This is a genomic window from Mesorhizobium sp. M0243 (assembly GCF_040321775.1).
Taxonomy (GTDB): domain Bacteria; phylum Pseudomonadota; class Alphaproteobacteria; order Rhizobiales; family Rhizobiaceae; genus Mesorhizobium.
Genome location: NZ_JAMYSF010000005.1, coordinates 96,392 through 112,342 on the forward strand (window position 1 = coordinate 96,392; position 15,951 = coordinate 112,342).

At 63.8% G+C, this 15,951-nt stretch carries 15 protein-coding genes; 2 read left to right on the top strand and 13 right to left on the bottom strand.

All coding sequences use genetic code 11. From position 1 onward, the window contains the following. Positions 1–13: 13 nt before the first annotated feature. The gene (locus tag NKJ11_RS08495; RefSeq protein WP_352793058.1) at positions 14–1,435 is read left to right on the top strand and encodes a coniferyl aldehyde dehydrogenase; all 1,422 of its coding nucleotides are present in this window, start codon (positions 14–16) and stop codon (positions 1,433–1,435) included. 157 nt (positions 1,436–1,592) lie between these two features. On the opposite strand, the gene NKJ11_RS08500 is transcribed toward NKJ11_RS08495, so the two are convergent. The 8 genes from NKJ11_RS08500 to uxaC all read right to left on the bottom strand — a co-directional run bounded on the left by NKJ11_RS08500 (position 1,593) and on the right by uxaC (position 8,695). After that, the gene (locus NKJ11_RS08500) at positions 1,593–1,928 is read right to left on the bottom strand and encodes a cupin domain-containing protein (protein WP_023811768.1); all 336 of its coding nucleotides are present in this window, start codon (positions 1,926–1,928) and stop codon (positions 1,593–1,595) included. A gap of 10 nt (positions 1,929–1,938) precedes the next feature. Then, positions 1,939–2,697, bottom strand: a complete 759-nt coding sequence (kduD, locus tag NKJ11_RS08505) for a 2-dehydro-3-deoxy-D-gluconate 5-dehydrogenase KduD (protein WP_352793059.1) — start codon at positions 2,695–2,697, stop codon at positions 1,939–1,941. Beyond that, positions 2,694–3,545, bottom strand: coding sequence for a 5-dehydro-4-deoxy-D-glucuronate isomerase (kduI, locus tag NKJ11_RS08510; protein ID WP_352793060.1), 852 nt, complete (start codon positions 3,543–3,545; stop codon positions 2,694–2,696). Before kduI ends, kduD begins: the two co-directional genes overlap by 4 nt. A 22-nt stretch (positions 3,546–3,567) precedes the next feature. Continuing rightward, positions 3,568–4,344, bottom strand: a complete 777-nt coding sequence (locus NKJ11_RS08515; RefSeq protein WP_352793061.1) for a FadR/GntR family transcriptional regulator — start codon at positions 4,342–4,344, stop codon at positions 3,568–3,570. A 7-nt stretch (positions 4,345–4,351) separates the two neighbouring features. Then, positions 4,352–5,632, bottom strand: coding sequence for a TRAP transporter large permease (locus tag NKJ11_RS08520; RefSeq protein WP_352611358.1), 1,281 nt, complete (start codon positions 5,630–5,632; stop codon positions 4,352–4,354). Positions 5,633–5,636: 4 nt separating this feature from the next. Next, the gene (locus NKJ11_RS08525) at positions 5,637–6,167 is read right to left on the bottom strand and encodes a TRAP transporter small permease (protein WP_031213442.1); all 531 of its coding nucleotides are present in this window, start codon (positions 6,165–6,167) and stop codon (positions 5,637–5,639) included. A gap of 101 nt (positions 6,168–6,268) precedes the next feature. After that, positions 6,269–7,246 (bottom strand): TRAP transporter substrate-binding protein, encoded by a 978-nt coding sequence (locus tag NKJ11_RS08530; protein WP_128304059.1) that lies wholly within the window; start codon positions 7,244–7,246, stop codon positions 6,269–6,271. A 36-nt stretch (positions 7,247–7,282) separates the two neighbouring features. After that, positions 7,283–8,695 carry a glucuronate isomerase gene (gene uxaC / locus NKJ11_RS08535; protein WP_031213440.1) on the bottom strand — a complete coding sequence of 471 codons (1,413 nt, stop codon included), beginning with the start codon at positions 8,693–8,695 and terminating at the stop codon, positions 7,283–7,285. A gap of 143 nt (positions 8,696–8,838) precedes the next feature. Between uxaC and NKJ11_RS08540 the strand changes: the two genes are divergently transcribed. After that, on the top strand, positions 8,839–10,374 hold the full coding sequence (locus NKJ11_RS08540) for a mannitol dehydrogenase family protein (RefSeq protein WP_352611357.1): 1,536 nt from the start codon (positions 8,839–8,841) through the stop codon (positions 10,372–10,374). 211 nt (positions 10,375–10,585) lie between these two features. Here NKJ11_RS08540 and NKJ11_RS08545 read toward each other — a convergent pair whose 3' ends face one another. From NKJ11_RS08545 to NKJ11_RS08565, 5 genes are all read right to left on the bottom strand, one after another. Then, positions 10,586–10,993, bottom strand: coding sequence for a F0F1 ATP synthase subunit epsilon (locus tag NKJ11_RS08545; RefSeq protein ID WP_127413902.1), 408 nt, complete (start codon positions 10,991–10,993; stop codon positions 10,586–10,588). 113 nt (positions 10,994–11,106) lie between these two features. Next, complete coding sequence (atpD, locus tag NKJ11_RS08550; RefSeq protein WP_352554300.1) at positions 11,107–12,714, bottom strand: F0F1 ATP synthase subunit beta; 1,608 nt, start codon at positions 12,712–12,714, stop codon at positions 11,107–11,109. A 70-nt stretch (positions 12,715–12,784) separates the two neighbouring features. Next, complete coding sequence (locus NKJ11_RS08555; RefSeq protein ID WP_127261419.1) at positions 12,785–13,669, bottom strand: F0F1 ATP synthase subunit gamma; 885 nt, start codon at positions 13,667–13,669, stop codon at positions 12,785–12,787. A 31-nt stretch (positions 13,670–13,700) separates the two neighbouring features. Then, positions 13,701–15,230, bottom strand: coding sequence for a F0F1 ATP synthase subunit alpha (gene atpA / locus NKJ11_RS08560; protein WP_352611356.1), 1,530 nt, complete (start codon positions 15,228–15,230; stop codon positions 13,701–13,703). Continuing rightward, positions 15,230–15,790, bottom strand: coding sequence for a F0F1 ATP synthase subunit delta (locus tag NKJ11_RS08565; RefSeq protein ID WP_292567210.1), 561 nt, complete (start codon positions 15,788–15,790; stop codon positions 15,230–15,232). The genes atpA and NKJ11_RS08565 overlap by 1 nt, the downstream gene beginning before the upstream one ends. Positions 15,791–15,951: the final 161 nt, after the last annotated feature.

The window sequence follows — 15,951 nt, forward strand, 5'->3', positions numbered from 1 at the left end:
CAGGGAGGGCGCGATGCTGCAGGCCATTCAGGATGCTCTCGGCGAGCGGTTCCACCTGCAGCGCGCCGCCTTCGAGGCTCAGCCTTTCCCCAACTTTGGCATCCGTAAGGATCGCCTGAAACGCCTGTTGGCGTTGACCGAGCGGCATGAAGCCGACATCTGCACCGCCATCGACACCGACTTTGGCGGCCGTTCCGCGCATGAGACGCGGCTTGCGGAACTGTTCGTCGTGCGCGCCGGTGTCCGCCACGCGCTGTCGCACCTCAGGGGCTGGATGCGCGAACGCCGCGTTGTCACCACCATGCCGTTCCTGCCCGGCCGAAATCGCCTCGTCCCGCAGCCGCTCGGCGTCGTCGGCATCGTGTCGCCCTGGAATTATCCTTTCCAGCTCGCCGTCGCGCCGGTCACGGCGGCACTCGCGGCCGGCAATCGCGTGCTTATAAAACCTTCCGAATTGACGCCGGCATTTTCAGCGCTGCTGGCCAAACTCGTTGCCGAGCATTTCGCACCCGATGAGCTCAGCGTCATCAGCGGCGACGCGGAGATGGGAAAGGCCTTCGTGTCGATGCCTTTCGATCATTTGCTGTTCACCGGCTCGACCGCGGTCGGACGCCAGGTCGCGATCGCCGCGGCCGCCAACCTGACCCCGGTCACGCTCGAACTCGGCGGCAAGTCGCCGGCAATCTTCGATCCGTCATGCGATCTCGACGCGGCGGTATCCAGCATTGCCTATGGCAAGCTGTTGAATGCCGGGCAGACCTGCATCGCGCCGGATTATCTGCTGGTGCCGAAGGGACAGGCAGGCACGGTCGCTGCCAAGCTCGCAACGGCGATCACGAAGCTCTACCCAACCCTGCGCGACAACCCCGATTATACCGCCATCATCAGCGAGCGGCACCACCAGCGCCTGCGCGACATGATCACCGAGGCGCGTAATGCCGGCGCCGATGTCACCGAAATCAACCCGGCCGGCGAGGCATTCGGCGCGACAAACCGGAAATTGCCGCCGACCCTGGTCCGCAACGCCGGCGCAAACCTGCGGCTGATGCGCGAGGAGATTTTTGGGCCGGTACTGCCCATCGTCGAATATGCCGGGATCGACGAGGCGATAGCCCATGTGAACGGGGCGGACCGGCCGCTGGCGCTCTACTGGTTCGGGCGCGACAGCGGCAACCGTCAACGCATCCTGCATGAGACCGTCGCCGGCGGCGTCACCATCAACGACTGCATGCTGCATCTGGTGCAGGAGAACCAGCCTTTCGGCGGCGTCGGCGCCAGCGGCGTGGGCGCCTATCACGGCGAATGGGGCTTTCGCACCTTCAGCAAGGAGAAGCCGGTTTTCCTGCAGTCCCGGCTGAGCGCGGGAGCCTTGTTGCGCCCGCCCTACGGCAAGACGTTCGAGCGGCTCTTCAGCCTGCTCCGGCATATCACCTGACCGACGCAGTCACCGCCATCACGAACACCCGGCGCGTTAAGCCTATGTTCACCATCATGCGGCAGGTTCGCATCCTGCGGTCATGTCTTGAGTACCGCGGCGCCACAAGCGCCCAGGCAACAACCCGCGCCTCTTTTGAGGTGCGGGTCTTCCCTGGCTAGCCGAGGAAATCGGCCCGGTGCGGCGTGAAGCTGTCGACCAGCCGCCCTGCTTCCAGCGCCTTGACGCCGTGCACCAGACCGGACGGCACAATGAAGCTGCCGCCGGTCTCGATGGTTTCGGTCCTACCGTCGATGGTCACCTCGAAGCGGCCCTCGGCGACATAGCTAGCCTGGACGTGTGGGTGCGAATGCAGGGCGCCGACGCCACCCTTGTCGAAGCCGAATTCGACCAGCATCAACTCGTCGGTATGCAGGAGAACGCGTCGCCTGTTGCCGTCCGGGGTCGGCGTCCAGGCGCCCTCGCCGGCATGCGCGAAAATCTTTGTGGTCATCGTCGTCTCCTCATCGCGCAAGCCAGCCGCCATCCACAGGCACCACCGCTCCATGCATGTAGTTCGACGCCGGCGCCAGCAGGAACACGGCGGCATCGCCAATGTCGCCCGCTTCCCCCCAGCGACCGGCCGGGATCCGCGCCAGGATGGCGGCGCTGCGGTCGGGATCGGCGCGCAGCGCCTGCGTGTTGTTGGTCTCGATATAGCCCGGCGCGATGGCGTTGACGTTGATGCCTTTTTGCGCCCATTCGCAGGCGAGCAGACGCGTGATGCCGAGCACACCGTGCTTCGAGGCAGTATAGGACGCAACGCGGATGCCGCCCTGGAAGCTCAACACGGAGGCAATGTTGACGATCTTGCCCTGGCGTCCGCCGGCAAGCGCCCGTCTGGCGAAGCTCTGGCAGAGCAAGAAAACCGTCTTCAGGTTGACGTCCATGACGTCGTCCCAATCGGCCTCGCTGAGATCGACGGCATCGGCGCGGCGGATGATGCCGGCATTGTTGACCAGCCCGTCGAGCGGACCGCTTTCGTCCCAGATCCGGTCGAGCAACGGGCCGGCGGCCGACGTGTCGGCGAGGTCGGCGCTCACCGCTTCGAATTGCCCGCCCACCGCCGCAATCTTGTCTGCCGTATCGTCCATCGACGAGCGGCCGACGCCGACCACCGCGCCCCCGGCGCGTGCGACGCACACGGCGATGCCTTGGCCGATGCCGGTGTTGGCGCCGGTGACCAGGATACGTTTTCCGGCAAGGCTGAAGGGGTCGCTCACCGCAGATCGCCCAACGCCACCGGGTCGACATCGGTATAGTCGACATTGTCGCCGGCCATCGCCCAGATGAAAGCATAATTGGAAGTGCCGGCACCGGAGTGGATCGACCATCCCGGCGACAGCACCGCCTCCTCATTGCTCATGACGATATGGCGCGTCTCGTCAGGCTCGCCCATGAAATGGAAGACGCGCGCCGTCTCGGCCAGGTCGAAATAGAGATAGGCCTCCATGCGCCGGTCATGCACATGGCATGGCATGGTGTTCCACACCGATCCTGGAGCCAACTGAGTCATGCCGACCACCAGCTGGCAGGTCTTCACGCCCTCGGCATGGATGAACTGGAAGATCGAACGCTCGTTGCAGGTGTCCTTGCTGCCGAGATCGAGGCGCTTGGCGTCGCCGATGCGGATCAGCCGGCTGGGCCAGGCCTGATGCGCAGGCGCGCTGAGCAGATAGAATTTAGCCGGCGCGGTCTTGTCCACCGAGGCGAAGGACACGTCGGTGGTGCCCATGCCGAGATAGAGCATGTCGCGCGCCTGCAATTCGAAGGACTGGCCGCCGGCCGTGATGACGCCCGTGCCGCCGATGTTGACGGCGATCAGCTCGCGACGGTCGAGAAAGTTCTTCGTGCCGGTCGGCTTGATCGCTTCCAGCGGCAGCGGTGCGCCAGTCGGCACGGCGCCACCAACGATCATGCGGTCGTAATGGGTGTAGGTCAGGCTGATGCGGCCGCGCTGGAACAGGCCGTCAATGTGGAAATTGTGACGCAGCTCATCGGTTCCCATCGCCGCGGCGGCGACCGGGTCGATGGCAAAGCGTGATGTACAGTCGATATGGCTCTGGCTCATTTTCGTCCTGACTTGAGATGGGTCATTCGCCGGCGGCGGCCTTGACCGAACTGGCATAAAAGGCCTGACGCGCATGCAGGCGTTCGCGGTAACGCTGCTGGCTGGCGGTGAGGTGTGCGCGCATCGCCTCGCGCGCGGCCTCGGCATCGCCAGAGGTAATGGCGTTGAGGATCACCAGGTGCTCGCGTTGCAGCCCGCGCTGGTAGCTGTCGGATTGCGCCAGTTCGGTCGACCAGGGCGAAGTCACGTCGCACGGGATGGCGCGCCGGCCGAGCACGTCGAGCATCTCGACATAGAAGGGGTTGCTGGTGGCGCTGGCGATGGCGCGATGGAAGGCGAGGTCGGCCGGACCGGTCGGCTCGCTGGCAAGCAGCAGCCGCTCGAATTCGAAGAAGGCTTCCTGGATCGCCGCCTCCTGCGCGGCGTTGCGACGGATGGCGGCGAGCCCGGCCGATTCGATCTCGATCGCCAGCCGCACTTCGAGCACGTTGAGTGCGATCGAATCCTTGCTGCCCATGTCGGCGGCCAGCGCGCCGAACATTGTCGAGATGTGCTCTGTGACGAAGACGCCGGCGCCCTGGCGCGGTTCGACCAGCCCGTCGGCGGCAAGCTTGGCCAGCGCCTCGCGGATGACGGTGCGGCTGACGCCGAAGGTTTCGGTCAGTTGGCCTTCGGTCGGTAATTTATGGCCGGGCAGGATCTCACCCGCCTGCAACTGCTTGCGGATCGTCGCGACCACGGTCTCCGACAGTTTGGGTTTTCTCTCGACCCTGAGGTCGGTTGCGGTGTCCGATGCCATGTCGCCCCTATTTGAAGACGCTCGGTAGCCAGAGCGAAATGGCCGGAATGTAAGTGACGAGCCCCAGTACCACGAGCCCGGCCCCATAGAACGGCCAGATCGAGCGCATCGCTTCCCAGACGGATATCTTGCCCACTGCGCACGCCACGAACTGCACAGCGCCCACCGGCGGCGTATTCAGCCCGATGCCGAAGTTGAGGATCATGATAACGCCAAAATGCACCGGGTCGACGCCGTAGGCTTGCGCCACGGGCAGGAAGATCGGCGTGCAGATGATAATCGTCGGGCCCATGTCCATGAAGGTGCCGAGGAACAGCATCAAGACGTTGAGCAGGAGAAGCACGATCAGCGGATCGTCCGAGATCGCGTTCATGGAGGCTATGAGCGCTGCCGGCACTTTCAGGAAGGCCATCAACCACGAGAACGCCGCCGCCATGCCGATGATGAGCAGCACCATGGCCGTGGTGCGCACGGCACCATGGGTGGCATGAACGAAACCTTCCCAAGTCATCTGCCGGTAAACGAAGACAGTAACGAGCAACGCATAGATGACCGCGACGCAGGAACTTTCGGTCGCCGTGAAAACGCCCGATCGTACGCCACCGAAGATGATCGCGATCAGCAGCAAGCCGGGCACCGCGACAGCGAAGAGATGCGCGACGGCGGTGAAGCCCGGAAACGGCTCGGTCGGATAGCCGCGGGAGCGCGCCACGAAATAGGCGGTGATCATCAGCGACAGGGCCAACAGCAGGCCCGGAATGATGCCGGCCGTGAACAGGTCGGCGATGGAGATCTTTCCACCTGCCGAGATCGAGTAGATGATCATGTTGTGCGACGGCGGCAGGAGCAGCGCGATCAGCGCCGCCATCGACGTGACGTTGACGGCGTAATCCGCTCCATATCCACGCGCCTTCATCTGCGGGATCATCAAGCCGCCGACCGCCGCTGCCTCGGCCACGGCGGAGCCCGAAATGCCGCCGAACAGTGTAGCGGTCGCAATGTTGACCTGCCCGAGGCCGCCGCGCAAATGGCCAACGAGCGAGCCGGCGAAGGCAACGATCTTGCTGGCGATGCCGCCGCGCACCATCAAGTCGCCGGCATAGATGAAGAAGGGAATGGCCAGCAGCGAAAAGACGCTCATGCCGGAATTCAGGCGCTGGAACACGATGAGCGGCGGCAGGCCCATGTAGAGGACGGTGGCAAAGCTTGCGACGCCGAGGCAGAAAGCGATCGGCGTGCCGATAAGCATCAGAAGGGTGAAGACGCCGAAGAGGATCCAGAGTTCCATGCCGTCAGACCTTCACGTTCGCCGTGTCGAGTTCGGTTGCGACTTCCGCCGGCGGCAGTTCATCGAGCACATCGTCGATCGGCGCACCGGAGAGACGAAGCACGATGCGCTCCAGCGTGAAGAGCGCGACGAGCACGCCTCCCGCGACCAGCGGGACGTAGTCCCAGCCCCCCGATATGCCGAGCGACGGCAAGGTAGCGCCCCAGGTCAATGCGACCAGTTGGCTGCCATACCAGATCATACCGATGCCGAAGGCGAGCGCGACGAGGTCCGAGATCATCCGCAGCCAACGCTTGCCGCCTTTGGGCAGCACGTAGAGCAGGACGTCGAAGCCGAGGTGATAGTTCTCGCGCACCCCGACGGCAGCGCCGAGGAAAATGAACCAGCTCATCAGCATCACCGAGCCCTGCTCGGTCCAGCTTGGCGAGCGGTTCAGGACATAACGACCGAACACCTGCCAGGCGACGAAGGCGGTCATCAGCACCAGCCCGATGCCTGCGACCCATAGCGCCGCTGTGCTGACGCGCGACATCATGCGGGCGACGCCGGACAGGGGCGGTCTGTGTGCTGGGCTGGAGGTCACCGGTTCTCTCCGCAAGGGGGATGGCGGCGCGGAATGCCCGCGCCGCCGCTTGATCACTGCACGGCCTTGATGGCTTCGACCATGGCCTTCAGCTTATCGTCCTTGACGTGCTTCTCGTAGACCGGACCCATGGCGTCGATGAAGGGCTGCTTGTCCGGCGTCGTGATCTGCGAACCGGCCGCTTCGACTTTGGCGCGCGATTCCTTGACCTTGGCGGTCCACAGCTCGCGCTGCCTGGCGACGCTCTCCTTGGCGGCCGCCTTGAAGATCGCCTGATCCTCCGGCGTCAGCTTGTCCCAGCTCGACTTCGCCATGACGAAGGCTTCCGGCACCATAGTGTGCTCGTCGAGCGAATAGAACTTGGCGACTTCCGCATGCTTGGCGGTGTCGTAGCTCGGAAAATTGTTTTCCGCGCCGTCAATGACCCCGGTCTCGATCGCCGAATACACCTCGCCATACGGCATCGGAGTCGCGTTGGCGCCGAGTGCCGCCACCATGTCGACGAAGATGTCGGACTGGATGACGCGGAACTTCATGCCGGACAGATCGGCTAATGAGTTGATCGGTTTCTTCGAATTGTAGAAGGAGCGCGCGCCACTGTCATAGAAGGCGAGCAGCACCAGCCCGACCTGTTCGAACGCCGCCGCGATCTGATCGCCGACCGCCCCGTCCATGACCTTGTGCATATGGTCTTCCGAGCGGAAGATATAGGGCAGCGAGGGCACAGTGGTTTCGGGAATGAGCCCGTTGAACGGCGCCATCGAGATGCGGTTGAGGTCGATCACGCCGGTGCGAACCTGCTCGATCGTGTCCTTTTCTTCGCCTAGCTGCGCGGAATGATAGAGCTCGACCGCATAGCGGCCGGCCGTACGCTCCTTTACAAGCTCGCCGAAATATTTGACTGCCTCGACCGTCGGATAGCCGTCCGGGTGGGTGTCGGACGAGCGCAGAACCGTCTGGGCGCTTGCCATTCCGGCCATCAGTGCGGCGGCGAGCAGCGCAGCTCCCGTCAGTCTTGAAAAATGCAACATGGTTTCCTCCCTTTGCATTGCGGGCGAGTTGCCCCTTCAGAGCCGATACGCCTTTTTCGCCAGCGTATAGGTCAGTTCCCGCGCCAGCTCATGCGCCTCGTCCTCGCGCAGCCTGTGCTCGGCGACGAGACGCGCCAGGAACGCGCAGTCGACCCGCCGCGCCACATCGTGACGTGCCGGGATCGATGGAAAGGCGCGGGTATCGTCATTGAAGCCGACGGTGTTGTAGAAGCCGGCCGTCTCGGTGGTCATCTCGCGGAACCGCTGCATGCCTTCCGGGCTGTCGTGGAACCACCAGGCCGGCCCGAGCTTCAGCGCCGGGTAGACGCCGGCCAGCGGAGCCAGCTCGCGCGCATAGCTGGTTTCGTCGAGCGTAAAGAGAATGACGGTGAGGTCGCGCTCCAGCCCGACGCAGTCGAGCAGCGGCTTCAGCGCCGTCACATAGTCGGTCCGGGTCGGGATATCGAAGCCCTTGTCGCGGCCGAATTTTTGGAAGATTGCGGGCGAATGGTTGCGCCAGGAGCCGGGATGGATCTGCAGGACCAGCCCATCGTCGAGGCTCATCTTGGCCATCTCGGTCAGCATCTGGGCGCGGAACAGTTTTCGCTCGCGCTCATCGTCGGAACCACGGCGAACCCGATTGAACAGCTCTTGCGCCGCCGCATCCGAAAGATTGGCGGTCTCGGCCGTCGGATGGCCATGATCTGACGAAGTCGCGCCGAAGCTTTTGAAGAAGGCGCGCCGCTGGCGATGCGCGTCGAGATATCCGGCCCAGCTGCCGGTGTCGCAGCCGGTGATCTCGCCGAGCCGATCGAGATTGGGTGAAAACCCCTCGAAATCAGGATCGACGACGGCATCCGGCCGGTAGGCGGTGACCACACGGCCCTGCCAGCCGCTGTCGCGGATCATCTGGTGCCATTTGAGATCGTCGAGCGCGCCTTCCGTGGTCGCGATGACCTCGATGTTGAAACGCTCGAACAGCGCGCGCGGGCGAAAATTCTCCCACTGCAGCAGCGTTGCAATCGTGTCGTAGTGGCGGTCGGCCGTCGCGGCGGTCAGCGGTTCGTCGATGCCGAACAGATCGGCAAGTACGTGGTCGAACCACAGCCGGGTCGGTGTGCCCCGAAACAGATAATAGTGCTCGGCAAAGCGCCGCCAGATCGTCCGGCCGTCGGTTTCGACAGGCGCGCCGTCCAGCGTCGCGACGCCGAGATCCTCGAGGCGGACGCCCTGGCTGAACAGCATGCGGAAGATGTAGTGATCCGGGACGATGAGCAGTTGCGCCGGATCCGGGAATGGCTCGTTCAGCGCATACCAGCGCGGATCGGTGTGGCCATGCGGGCTGACAAGGGGCAGGTCCTTGATCCCGGCATAGAGATCACGGGCAATCGCGCGCGAATGCGCCTCGGCGGGAAACAGCAGATCCGCATGGGTCAGTGTCACGGTCATCCTCCCAAGGCCACTATCGGTAGGGGCGGCAAGAAATAATGTCAACATACAAAAATCCGATTGTTGTATGATGACTTTTCGACCCATTGTGTGGCAGGAAATCGAATGTTACGCCGCTTTGCCGATCCCTGCCGAGGCCACTCATGTCATCCGACCAGACCAGTCGCACCACGACGACCGAACGCCTTTCCACGAAGACGGTGCGCGCACTGCCGGCTTCGATCGCGACACCTGCGTATGATCGCAGCTGCGTCGTCCCGGGCATCGTGCACCTTGGTGTCGGCGCCTTCCACCGCGCCCATCAGGCAGCCTATGTCGACGATTGCCTGGCGGCAGGCGACGCGGATTGGGGCATAACAGGCGTTTCGCTGCGCAGCACCGACACGCGCGACGCTCTCACGCCGCAGGACGGGCTCTACACGCTGGCGATCAGAAGCAGTGGAACCGAAAGGCTTCAGGTCATCGGTTCGATCGGTGTGATGCTGGTGGCGCCGGAGGACCCCAGGGCGGTGCTGGTCGCGCTGACCGATCCGCGCACCCGCATCGTCACGCTGACGATCACTGAAAAGGCCTATCTGAGGGCGGCAGGCGGCGGATTGGACGCCGCACATCCCGATATCGCCCATGATCTGGCCAATCCCCGGATGCCGAAGACAGCGCATGGTTTTCTGACCGAGGCGCTTGCCCGGCGACGCGCCGCCGGCACGCCGCCCTTCACTGTCCTGTGTTGCGACAATTTGCCGGCCAACGGCGCCACGCTGCACCGGCTGTTGGTCGAATTCGCCCAGTTGCGAGATGCCGGGCTCGCGCAATCGAGCGATGTCGGAATTGCCGACCACATCGCACAACAAGTCGCGTTTCCCTCCAGCATGGTCGATCGCATCGTGCCCGCAACCACTGACGCCGATCGGGTGCGGATCGCTGAAGAACTCGGCGTCGAGGATGCCTGGCCCGTGATGACCGAGCCGTTTTGTCAGTGGGTGGTCGAAGATAAGTTCCCGACTGGCCGGCCCGCGTGGGAACAATTCGGCGTCACCATGGTTCGCGATGTCGGCCCGTTCGAGGACATGAAGCTCAGGCTGCTCAACGGCTCGCATTCGGCCATCGCCTATCTTGGCCTGCTCAGCGGTCATGCCACCGTCGACCGCGCCTTCGCCGACCCGGCGATCCGGCAATTCGTTGATGCATTGTGGGCCGAAGCCATCCCGACCCTGCCCGAGGATGCCGGATTGGACACGAGCGCCTATACTGCGGAGCTCGCGGAGCGTTTTTCCAACACTGCACTTGCCCATCGCACGGCGCAGATCGCCAATGACGGCAGCCAGAAACTGCCGCAGCGCATCGTCGCCTCCGCCATCGAATGCCTCGAAGCCGGTACTGAATTGGTCCATCTAACCCTGGTGGTGGCTGCCTGGATCGCCGCTTGCGCCGCGCGAGGAAAAACCTTGCCGGCGGGACATTTCACCGATCCGCTCGACGCGGCGCTGACGGCACTTTTGAGCGAGCAGCTGCCGGCCAACGAAACCGTGACCGCGGTGTTCGACCTGGCCGGCTTCGCCAGGGACCATGCCGAGCGGCAGACGTTGATCGAACTTGTGGCTGTCCATCTCGTCCACCTGCGGCGCGATGGTCCGGTTCTGGCCTTCGCCGCCTTGGGCATACAGAGCGAGCAGACCTGAGCTACGGCCTCGCGGTTATGATGTCGGCGGGACAGCGCCCCCCTCTTTCGCAAATCTCTAACGTTACAGGAAGAGCACCGACATCCGAGCTGCCAATCTCCCCCCTCGTGGGGGAGATGTCCGGCAGGACAGAGGGGGGCGCGAAGGATCGCGACAGAACGCCCGTCCTGCGCGCTACCAATGGCATGAATTCCAGAGTCTGCGCTCAGGCCTACGCCGGCAGGATGGCGCCTTCCAGCGTGGTGAGCTGGCTAAGGAACTGTTCCGCCTTGCTGCGAGCCTCGTCGTCCTTGGCATCAGTGGCGTCTTCCCTGGCTTCCTGGATGCGGCGCGCGAGATCGGCGCGGTCGACATCCTTCACCGCGACAGCCGATTCCGCCAGCAGCGTGCAGCCGGCCGGAACGATGTCGGCGAAACCGCCAAACACCACATAGCGCTCTTCGCCGCCCGCCGCGGTCTTCACGGTGACGACGCCCGGCTTGATCGTGGTCATGACCGGCGCGTGATGCGCCATCACGGTCATCTCGCCCTCGGCGCCCGGAATGACGACGGATTCGACCTGCTCGGAAACAAGCAGGCGCTCCGGCGAGACCAGTTCGAATTTGAAAGCTTCAGCCATGATCAATTTAGTGAGTAGGGAATAGGAACTAGGCAGTAGTAAGTGGTCCTAACCGGCCCACATCACGCAGCTGCTATTCCCTGCTCACTACTGACTACTCCCTATTCCCTAAATTAAGCCGCTTCAGCCGCCAGGCGCTGTGCCTTCTCGACCGCTTCCTCGATGCCGCCGACCATGTAGAAGGCGGCTTCGGGAAGGTGATCGTAGTCGCCGTTGCAGAGGCCCTTGAAGCCCTTGATGGTGTCGGCGAGATCGACCAGCTTGCCCGGCGCGCCGGTGAACACTTCGGCGACGAAGAAGGGCTGCGACAGGAAGCGCTCGATCTTGCGGGCGCGGGCCACGGTCTGCTTGTCCTCTTCCGACAGCTCGTCCATGCCCAGGATGGCGATGATGTCCTGCAGCGACTTGTAGCGCTGGAGGATCGACTGCACCTGGCGCGCGACGCCATAATGCTCGTCGCCGACGACCAGCGGGTCGAGCATGCGCGAGGTCGAATCCAGCGGATCGACGGCCGGATAGATGCCCTTTTCGGCGATGGCGCGGTTGAGCGTCGTCGTCGCGTCAAGGTGGGCGAACGAGGTCGCCGGCGCCGGATCGGTCAAGTCGTCGGCGGGCACATAGATGGCCTGCACGGACGTGATCGAGCCCTTGGTGGTTGTGGTGATGCGTTCCTGCAGCGCGCCCATGTCGGTGGCGAGCGTCGGCTGATACCCGACGGCCGACGGGATGCGGCCGAGCAGAGCCGACACTTCCGAACCCGCTTGCGTGAAGCGGAAGATGTTGTCGACGAAGAACAGCACGTCCTGGCCCTGGTCGCGGAAATATTCGGCAACCGTCAGGCCGGTCAGGCCGACGCGGGCGCGCGCGCCCGGCGGCTCGTTCATCTGGCCATAGACGAGTGCGGCCTTGGAGCCCTCGCCGCCGCCCTTCTTGTTGACGCCGGATTCGATGAACTCGTGATAGAGATCGTTGCCTTCGCGGGTGCGCTCGCCGACGCCGGCGAACACCGAGTAGCCGCCATGCGCCTTGGCGATGTTGTTGATCAGTTCCTGGATCAGCACGGTCTTGCCGACGCCGGCGCCGCCGAACAGGCCGATCTTGCCGCCCTTGGCGTAGGGAGCCAGCAGGTCGAGCACCTTGATGCCGGTGATCAGGATCTGGGCTTCCGTCGACTGCTCGACATAGGTCGGAGCCGGCTGGTGGATGGAGCGCATTTCGGTTGCGTCGACCGGGCCTTCTTCGTCGACCGGCTCGCCGATGACGTTGATGATGCGGCCGAGCATGCCCGGGCCGACCGGCACGGTGATCGGCGCGCCGGTGTCACGCACTTCCTGGCCGCGAACCAGACCTTCGGTCGAGTCCATGGCGATGCAGCGCACAGTGTTTTCACCCAGGTGCTGGGCGACTTCGAGCACCAGTCGGTTGCCGACATTGGTGGTCTCGAGCGCGTTCAGGATCGCCGGCAGGTGATCGCCGAACTGCACGTCGACAACGGCGCCGATGACCTGGCGGACCTTGCCGACAACGCCGGTTGCCTTGCTGGCCACTGCCGATGTCTTGGCAGCGGCGGCCTTCGCCGGTGCTGCCGCCTTGGCCGGGGCAGCCTTCGCGGCTGCTGCTGGAGCCTTTGCCGCCTTCGCGGGGGCTGCGGTTTTCGCGGCTGCGGCCTTGGGGGCTGCCGTCTTGGATGTCGCCTTCTGGGGGGTCGCTGCTTTCGCCATCGTCTTTACCCTTTTTCGTCCTTTGTTTCTCACGCGGTCCGATCGCGGGTCGATGACCCGCGAACCACGCCTAGAGCGCCTCGGCGCCCGAAATGATTTCGATCAGTTCCTTGGTGATCTGCGCCTGCCGCTGGCGGTTATAGGTGATCGACAGCTTGTTGATCATGTCGCCGGCGTTGCGCGTCGCATTGTCCATGGCGCTCATCTTGGCGCCCATTTCGCCGGCCACATTTTCGAGCAGCGCCCGGAAAACCTGCACGGAGATGTTGCGCGGAATGAGGTCGGAGAGGATTTCGCCCGGCTCCGGCTCATATTCGTAGACGGCGTTGCCGCCATCGATCGCCTCGGCCGGAGCCGAAGCAACGCCGGCCGGAATGATCTGCTGCGCGGTCGGGATCTGGCTGATCACCGACTTGAACTGCGAATAGAACAGCGTGCAGATGTCGAAGCCGCCCTCGTTGAAGAGGTGGATGACCTTCTTGGCGATCGCATCGGCATTGACGAAGCCGAGTGTCTTGACCTCGCGCAGATCGACGCGGTCGATGATCATCGACGCATAGTCGCGGCGCAGGATGTCGAAACCCTTCTTGCCGACGCAGATGATCTTGACCTGCTTGCCGTCCGCCAAAAGCTTGCGGATATGGTCGCGGGCAAGGCGGGCGATCTGCGAATTGAAGCCGCCGCACAGGCCGCGCTCGGCGGTGCAGACGACGAGCAGATGCACGTCGTCCTTGCCGGTGCCGGTCATCAGCGCCGGGGCATCGCCGCCGCCGCCGATGGCCTGGGTGATGTTGGCCAGCACGGAACCCATGCGCTCCGAATAGGGGCGCGCCGCTTCCGCAGCCTCTTGCGCACGGCGCAGCTTCGCCGCGGCGACCATCTGCATCGCCTTGGTGATCTTCTGCGTCGCCTTGACCGAGGCGATACGGTTACGAAGGTCTTTTAATGAAGGCATGCTTCAAACCTGATCCCGTCTTGCAATTCGCTCAGGCGAAGGTCTTGGCGAAAGTGTCGATCTCGGCCTTCAGCTTGGCGCGCAGATCATCCGACAGCGCCTTTTCCTTGCGGATGGCATCGAGGACGTCCTTGCCTGCCGAACGCATGTGGCTGAGCAGGCCATGCTCGAACTTGCCGACCTGGTTGACCGGCAGCTTGTCGAGATAGCCGTTGACGCCGGCGAAGATCACCGCGACCTGCTCTTCCGTCTTCAGCGGCGAGAACTGCGGCTGCTTCAGGAGTTCGGTCAGGCGCGATCCGCGGTTGAGCAGGCGTTGCGTGGCGGCGTCGAGATCCGAGCCGAACTGCGCGAACGCCGCCATTTCGCGGTACTGCGCGAGCTCGCCCTTGATCGAGCCGGCAACCTGCTTCATCGCCTTGATTTGCGCGGCCGAACCGACGCGGCTGACCGACAGGCCGACGTTCACCGCAGGACGAATACCCTGGAAGAACAGGTTGGTTTCGAGGAAGATCTGGCCGTCGGTGATCGAGATCACGTTGGTCGGGATGTAGGCCGACACGTCGTTGGCCTGCGTTTCGATGATCGGCAGCGCGGTCAGCGAACCACCGCCCAGATCGTCGTTGAGCTTGGCGGCGCGCTCGAGCAGGCGCGAGTGCAGGTAGAAGACGTCGCCCGGATAGGCTTCGCGGCCCGGCGGGCGGCGCAGCAGCAGCGACATCTGGCGATAGGCGACGGCCTGCTTCGACAGATCGTCATAGCTGATCAGCGCGTGCATGCCATTGTCGCGGAAGTATTCGCCCATGGTGGCGCCGGCGAACGGCGCCAGGAACTGCATCGGTGCCGGATCGGAAGCGGTGGCGGCGACGATGATCGAGTATTCGAGCGCGCCGCGCTCTTCCAGCACCTTGACGAACTGCGCGACGGTCGAGCGCTTCTGGCCGACGGCGACGTAGACGCAGTAGAGCTTTTCCTTCTCGGGGCCGTTGTCGTGCACCGATTTCTGGTTGAGCATCGTGTCGAGGATGATGGCGGTCTTGCCGGTCTGGCGATCGCCGATGACCAGCTCGCGCTGGCCGCGGCCAACCGGGATCAGCGCATCGATGGCCTTGAGGCCGGTCGACATCGGCTCGTTCACCGACTTGCGCGGGATGATGCCGGGCGCCTTGACGTCGACGCGCTTGCGTTCGACTGCCTTGATCGGACCCTTGCCGTCGATCGGATTGCCGAGCGCGTCGACGACGCGGCCGAGCAGGCCGGGGCCGACGGGAACGTCGACGATGGCGCCGGTGCGCTTGACGATGTCGCCTTCCTTGATGTCGCGGTCGGCGCCGAAGATGACGACGCCGACATTGTCGGCTTCGAGGTTGAGCGCCATGCCGCGGATGCCGCCGGGAAACTCGACCATTTCGCCGGCCTGGACATTGTCGAGGCCGTAGACGCGGGCGATACCGTCACCGACGGACAACACCTGTCCGACTTCGGAGACCTCGGCCTCCTTGCCGAAATTCTTGATCTGGTCTTTCAGAATTGCGGAAATTTCCGCGGCGCGGATGTCCATCAGCCGACCTCTTTCAGTGCAAGCTTGAGCGAATTGAGTTTGGTTTTGAGCGACGTATCAATCTGGCGCGAGCCCATCTTGACCACCAGCCCGCCGAGCAGCGACGGATCGACGGTGACGGAGATAGCCACGTCCTTGCCGGCAACGCTCTTCAGCGCCGCCTTGAGTTCGGTCTGCTGGGCAGCCGTCAGTTCGTGAGCCGACGTCACTTCAGCAGCGGTCTCGCCACGATGTTCGGCTGATATCTGACGGAACGCCCTGATCATGCCGGGAATGGCGAACAGCCGGCGGTTGCGGGCGACGACGCGCAGGAAATTGCCAGTGAGGCCGGCAATCCCGGCCTTGTCGGCGATTGCCGCGATGGCCTTCGCCTGGTCCTCGCTGGAGAACACCGGGCTGTTGATCAGCCGGGTAAGGTCGGCGCTGCCCGCGAGCATGACTTCGAAGCTGTTGAGGTCGGCTTCGACCTTGGCCACGGAATTTGCCTGCAGGGCGAGTTCGAACAGCGAACCCGCATAGCGTTCTGCGACACCTGAGATTGGCGATGACGATTGAGCCACGGACCGTCTTTTCTCTTGTCTGACAGGCCGTAGATTGTTGGCGCGAGCAAAAACTCTGGCTAAATCTTTGACCTTACTGCATTTTTTCGAGCACGGAGGCGCGGCTTCCGCTATCCCCGGCCGAAAGTCGATTGCCGTCTAGCACAGGCATTTTAAGACCG

Excerpts from the sequence above, each read along its gene's own strand:
- NKJ11_RS08495 (WP_352793058.1), top strand. The coding sequence starts at position 14 with ATGCTGCAGGCCATTCAGGATGCTCTCGGCGAGCGGTTCCACCTGCAG.
- NKJ11_RS08500 (WP_023811768.1), bottom strand. The coding sequence starts at position 1,928 with ATGACCACAAAGATTTTCGCGCATGCCGGCGAGGGCGCCTGGACGCCG.
- kduI (WP_352793060.1), bottom strand. The coding sequence starts at position 3,545 with ATGAGCCAGAGCCATATCGACTGTACATCACGCTTTGCCATCGACCCG.
- NKJ11_RS08515 (WP_352793061.1), bottom strand. The coding sequence starts at position 4,344 with ATGGCATCGGACACCGCAACCGACCTCAGGGTCGAGAGAAAACCCAAA.
- NKJ11_RS08520 (WP_352611358.1), bottom strand. The coding sequence starts at position 5,632 with ATGGAACTCTGGATCCTCTTCGGCGTCTTCACCCTTCTGATGCTTATC.
- NKJ11_RS08525 (WP_031213442.1), bottom strand. The coding sequence starts at position 6,167 with ATGATGTCGCGCGTCAGCACAGCGGCGCTATGGGTCGCAGGCATCGGG.
- NKJ11_RS08530 (WP_128304059.1), bottom strand. The coding sequence starts at position 7,246 with ATGTTGCATTTTTCAAGACTGACGGGAGCTGCGCTGCTCGCCGCCGCA.
- uxaC (WP_031213440.1), bottom strand. The coding sequence starts at position 8,695 with ATGACCGTGACACTGACCCATGCGGATCTGCTGTTTCCCGCCGAGGCG.
- NKJ11_RS08540 (WP_352611357.1), top strand. The coding sequence starts at position 8,839 with ATGTCATCCGACCAGACCAGTCGCACCACGACGACCGAACGCCTTTCC.
- NKJ11_RS08545 (WP_127413902.1), bottom strand. The coding sequence starts at position 10,993 with ATGGCTGAAGCTTTCAAATTCGAACTGGTCTCGCCGGAGCGCCTGCTT.
- atpD (WP_352554300.1), bottom strand. The coding sequence starts at position 12,714 with ATGGCGAAAGCAGCGACCCCCCAGAAGGCGACATCCAAGACGGCAGCC.
- NKJ11_RS08555 (WP_127261419.1), bottom strand. The coding sequence starts at position 13,669 with ATGCCTTCATTAAAAGACCTTCGTAACCGTATCGCCTCGGTCAAGGCG.
- atpA (WP_352611356.1), bottom strand. The coding sequence starts at position 15,230 with ATGGACATCCGCGCCGCGGAAATTTCCGCAATTCTGAAAGACCAGATC.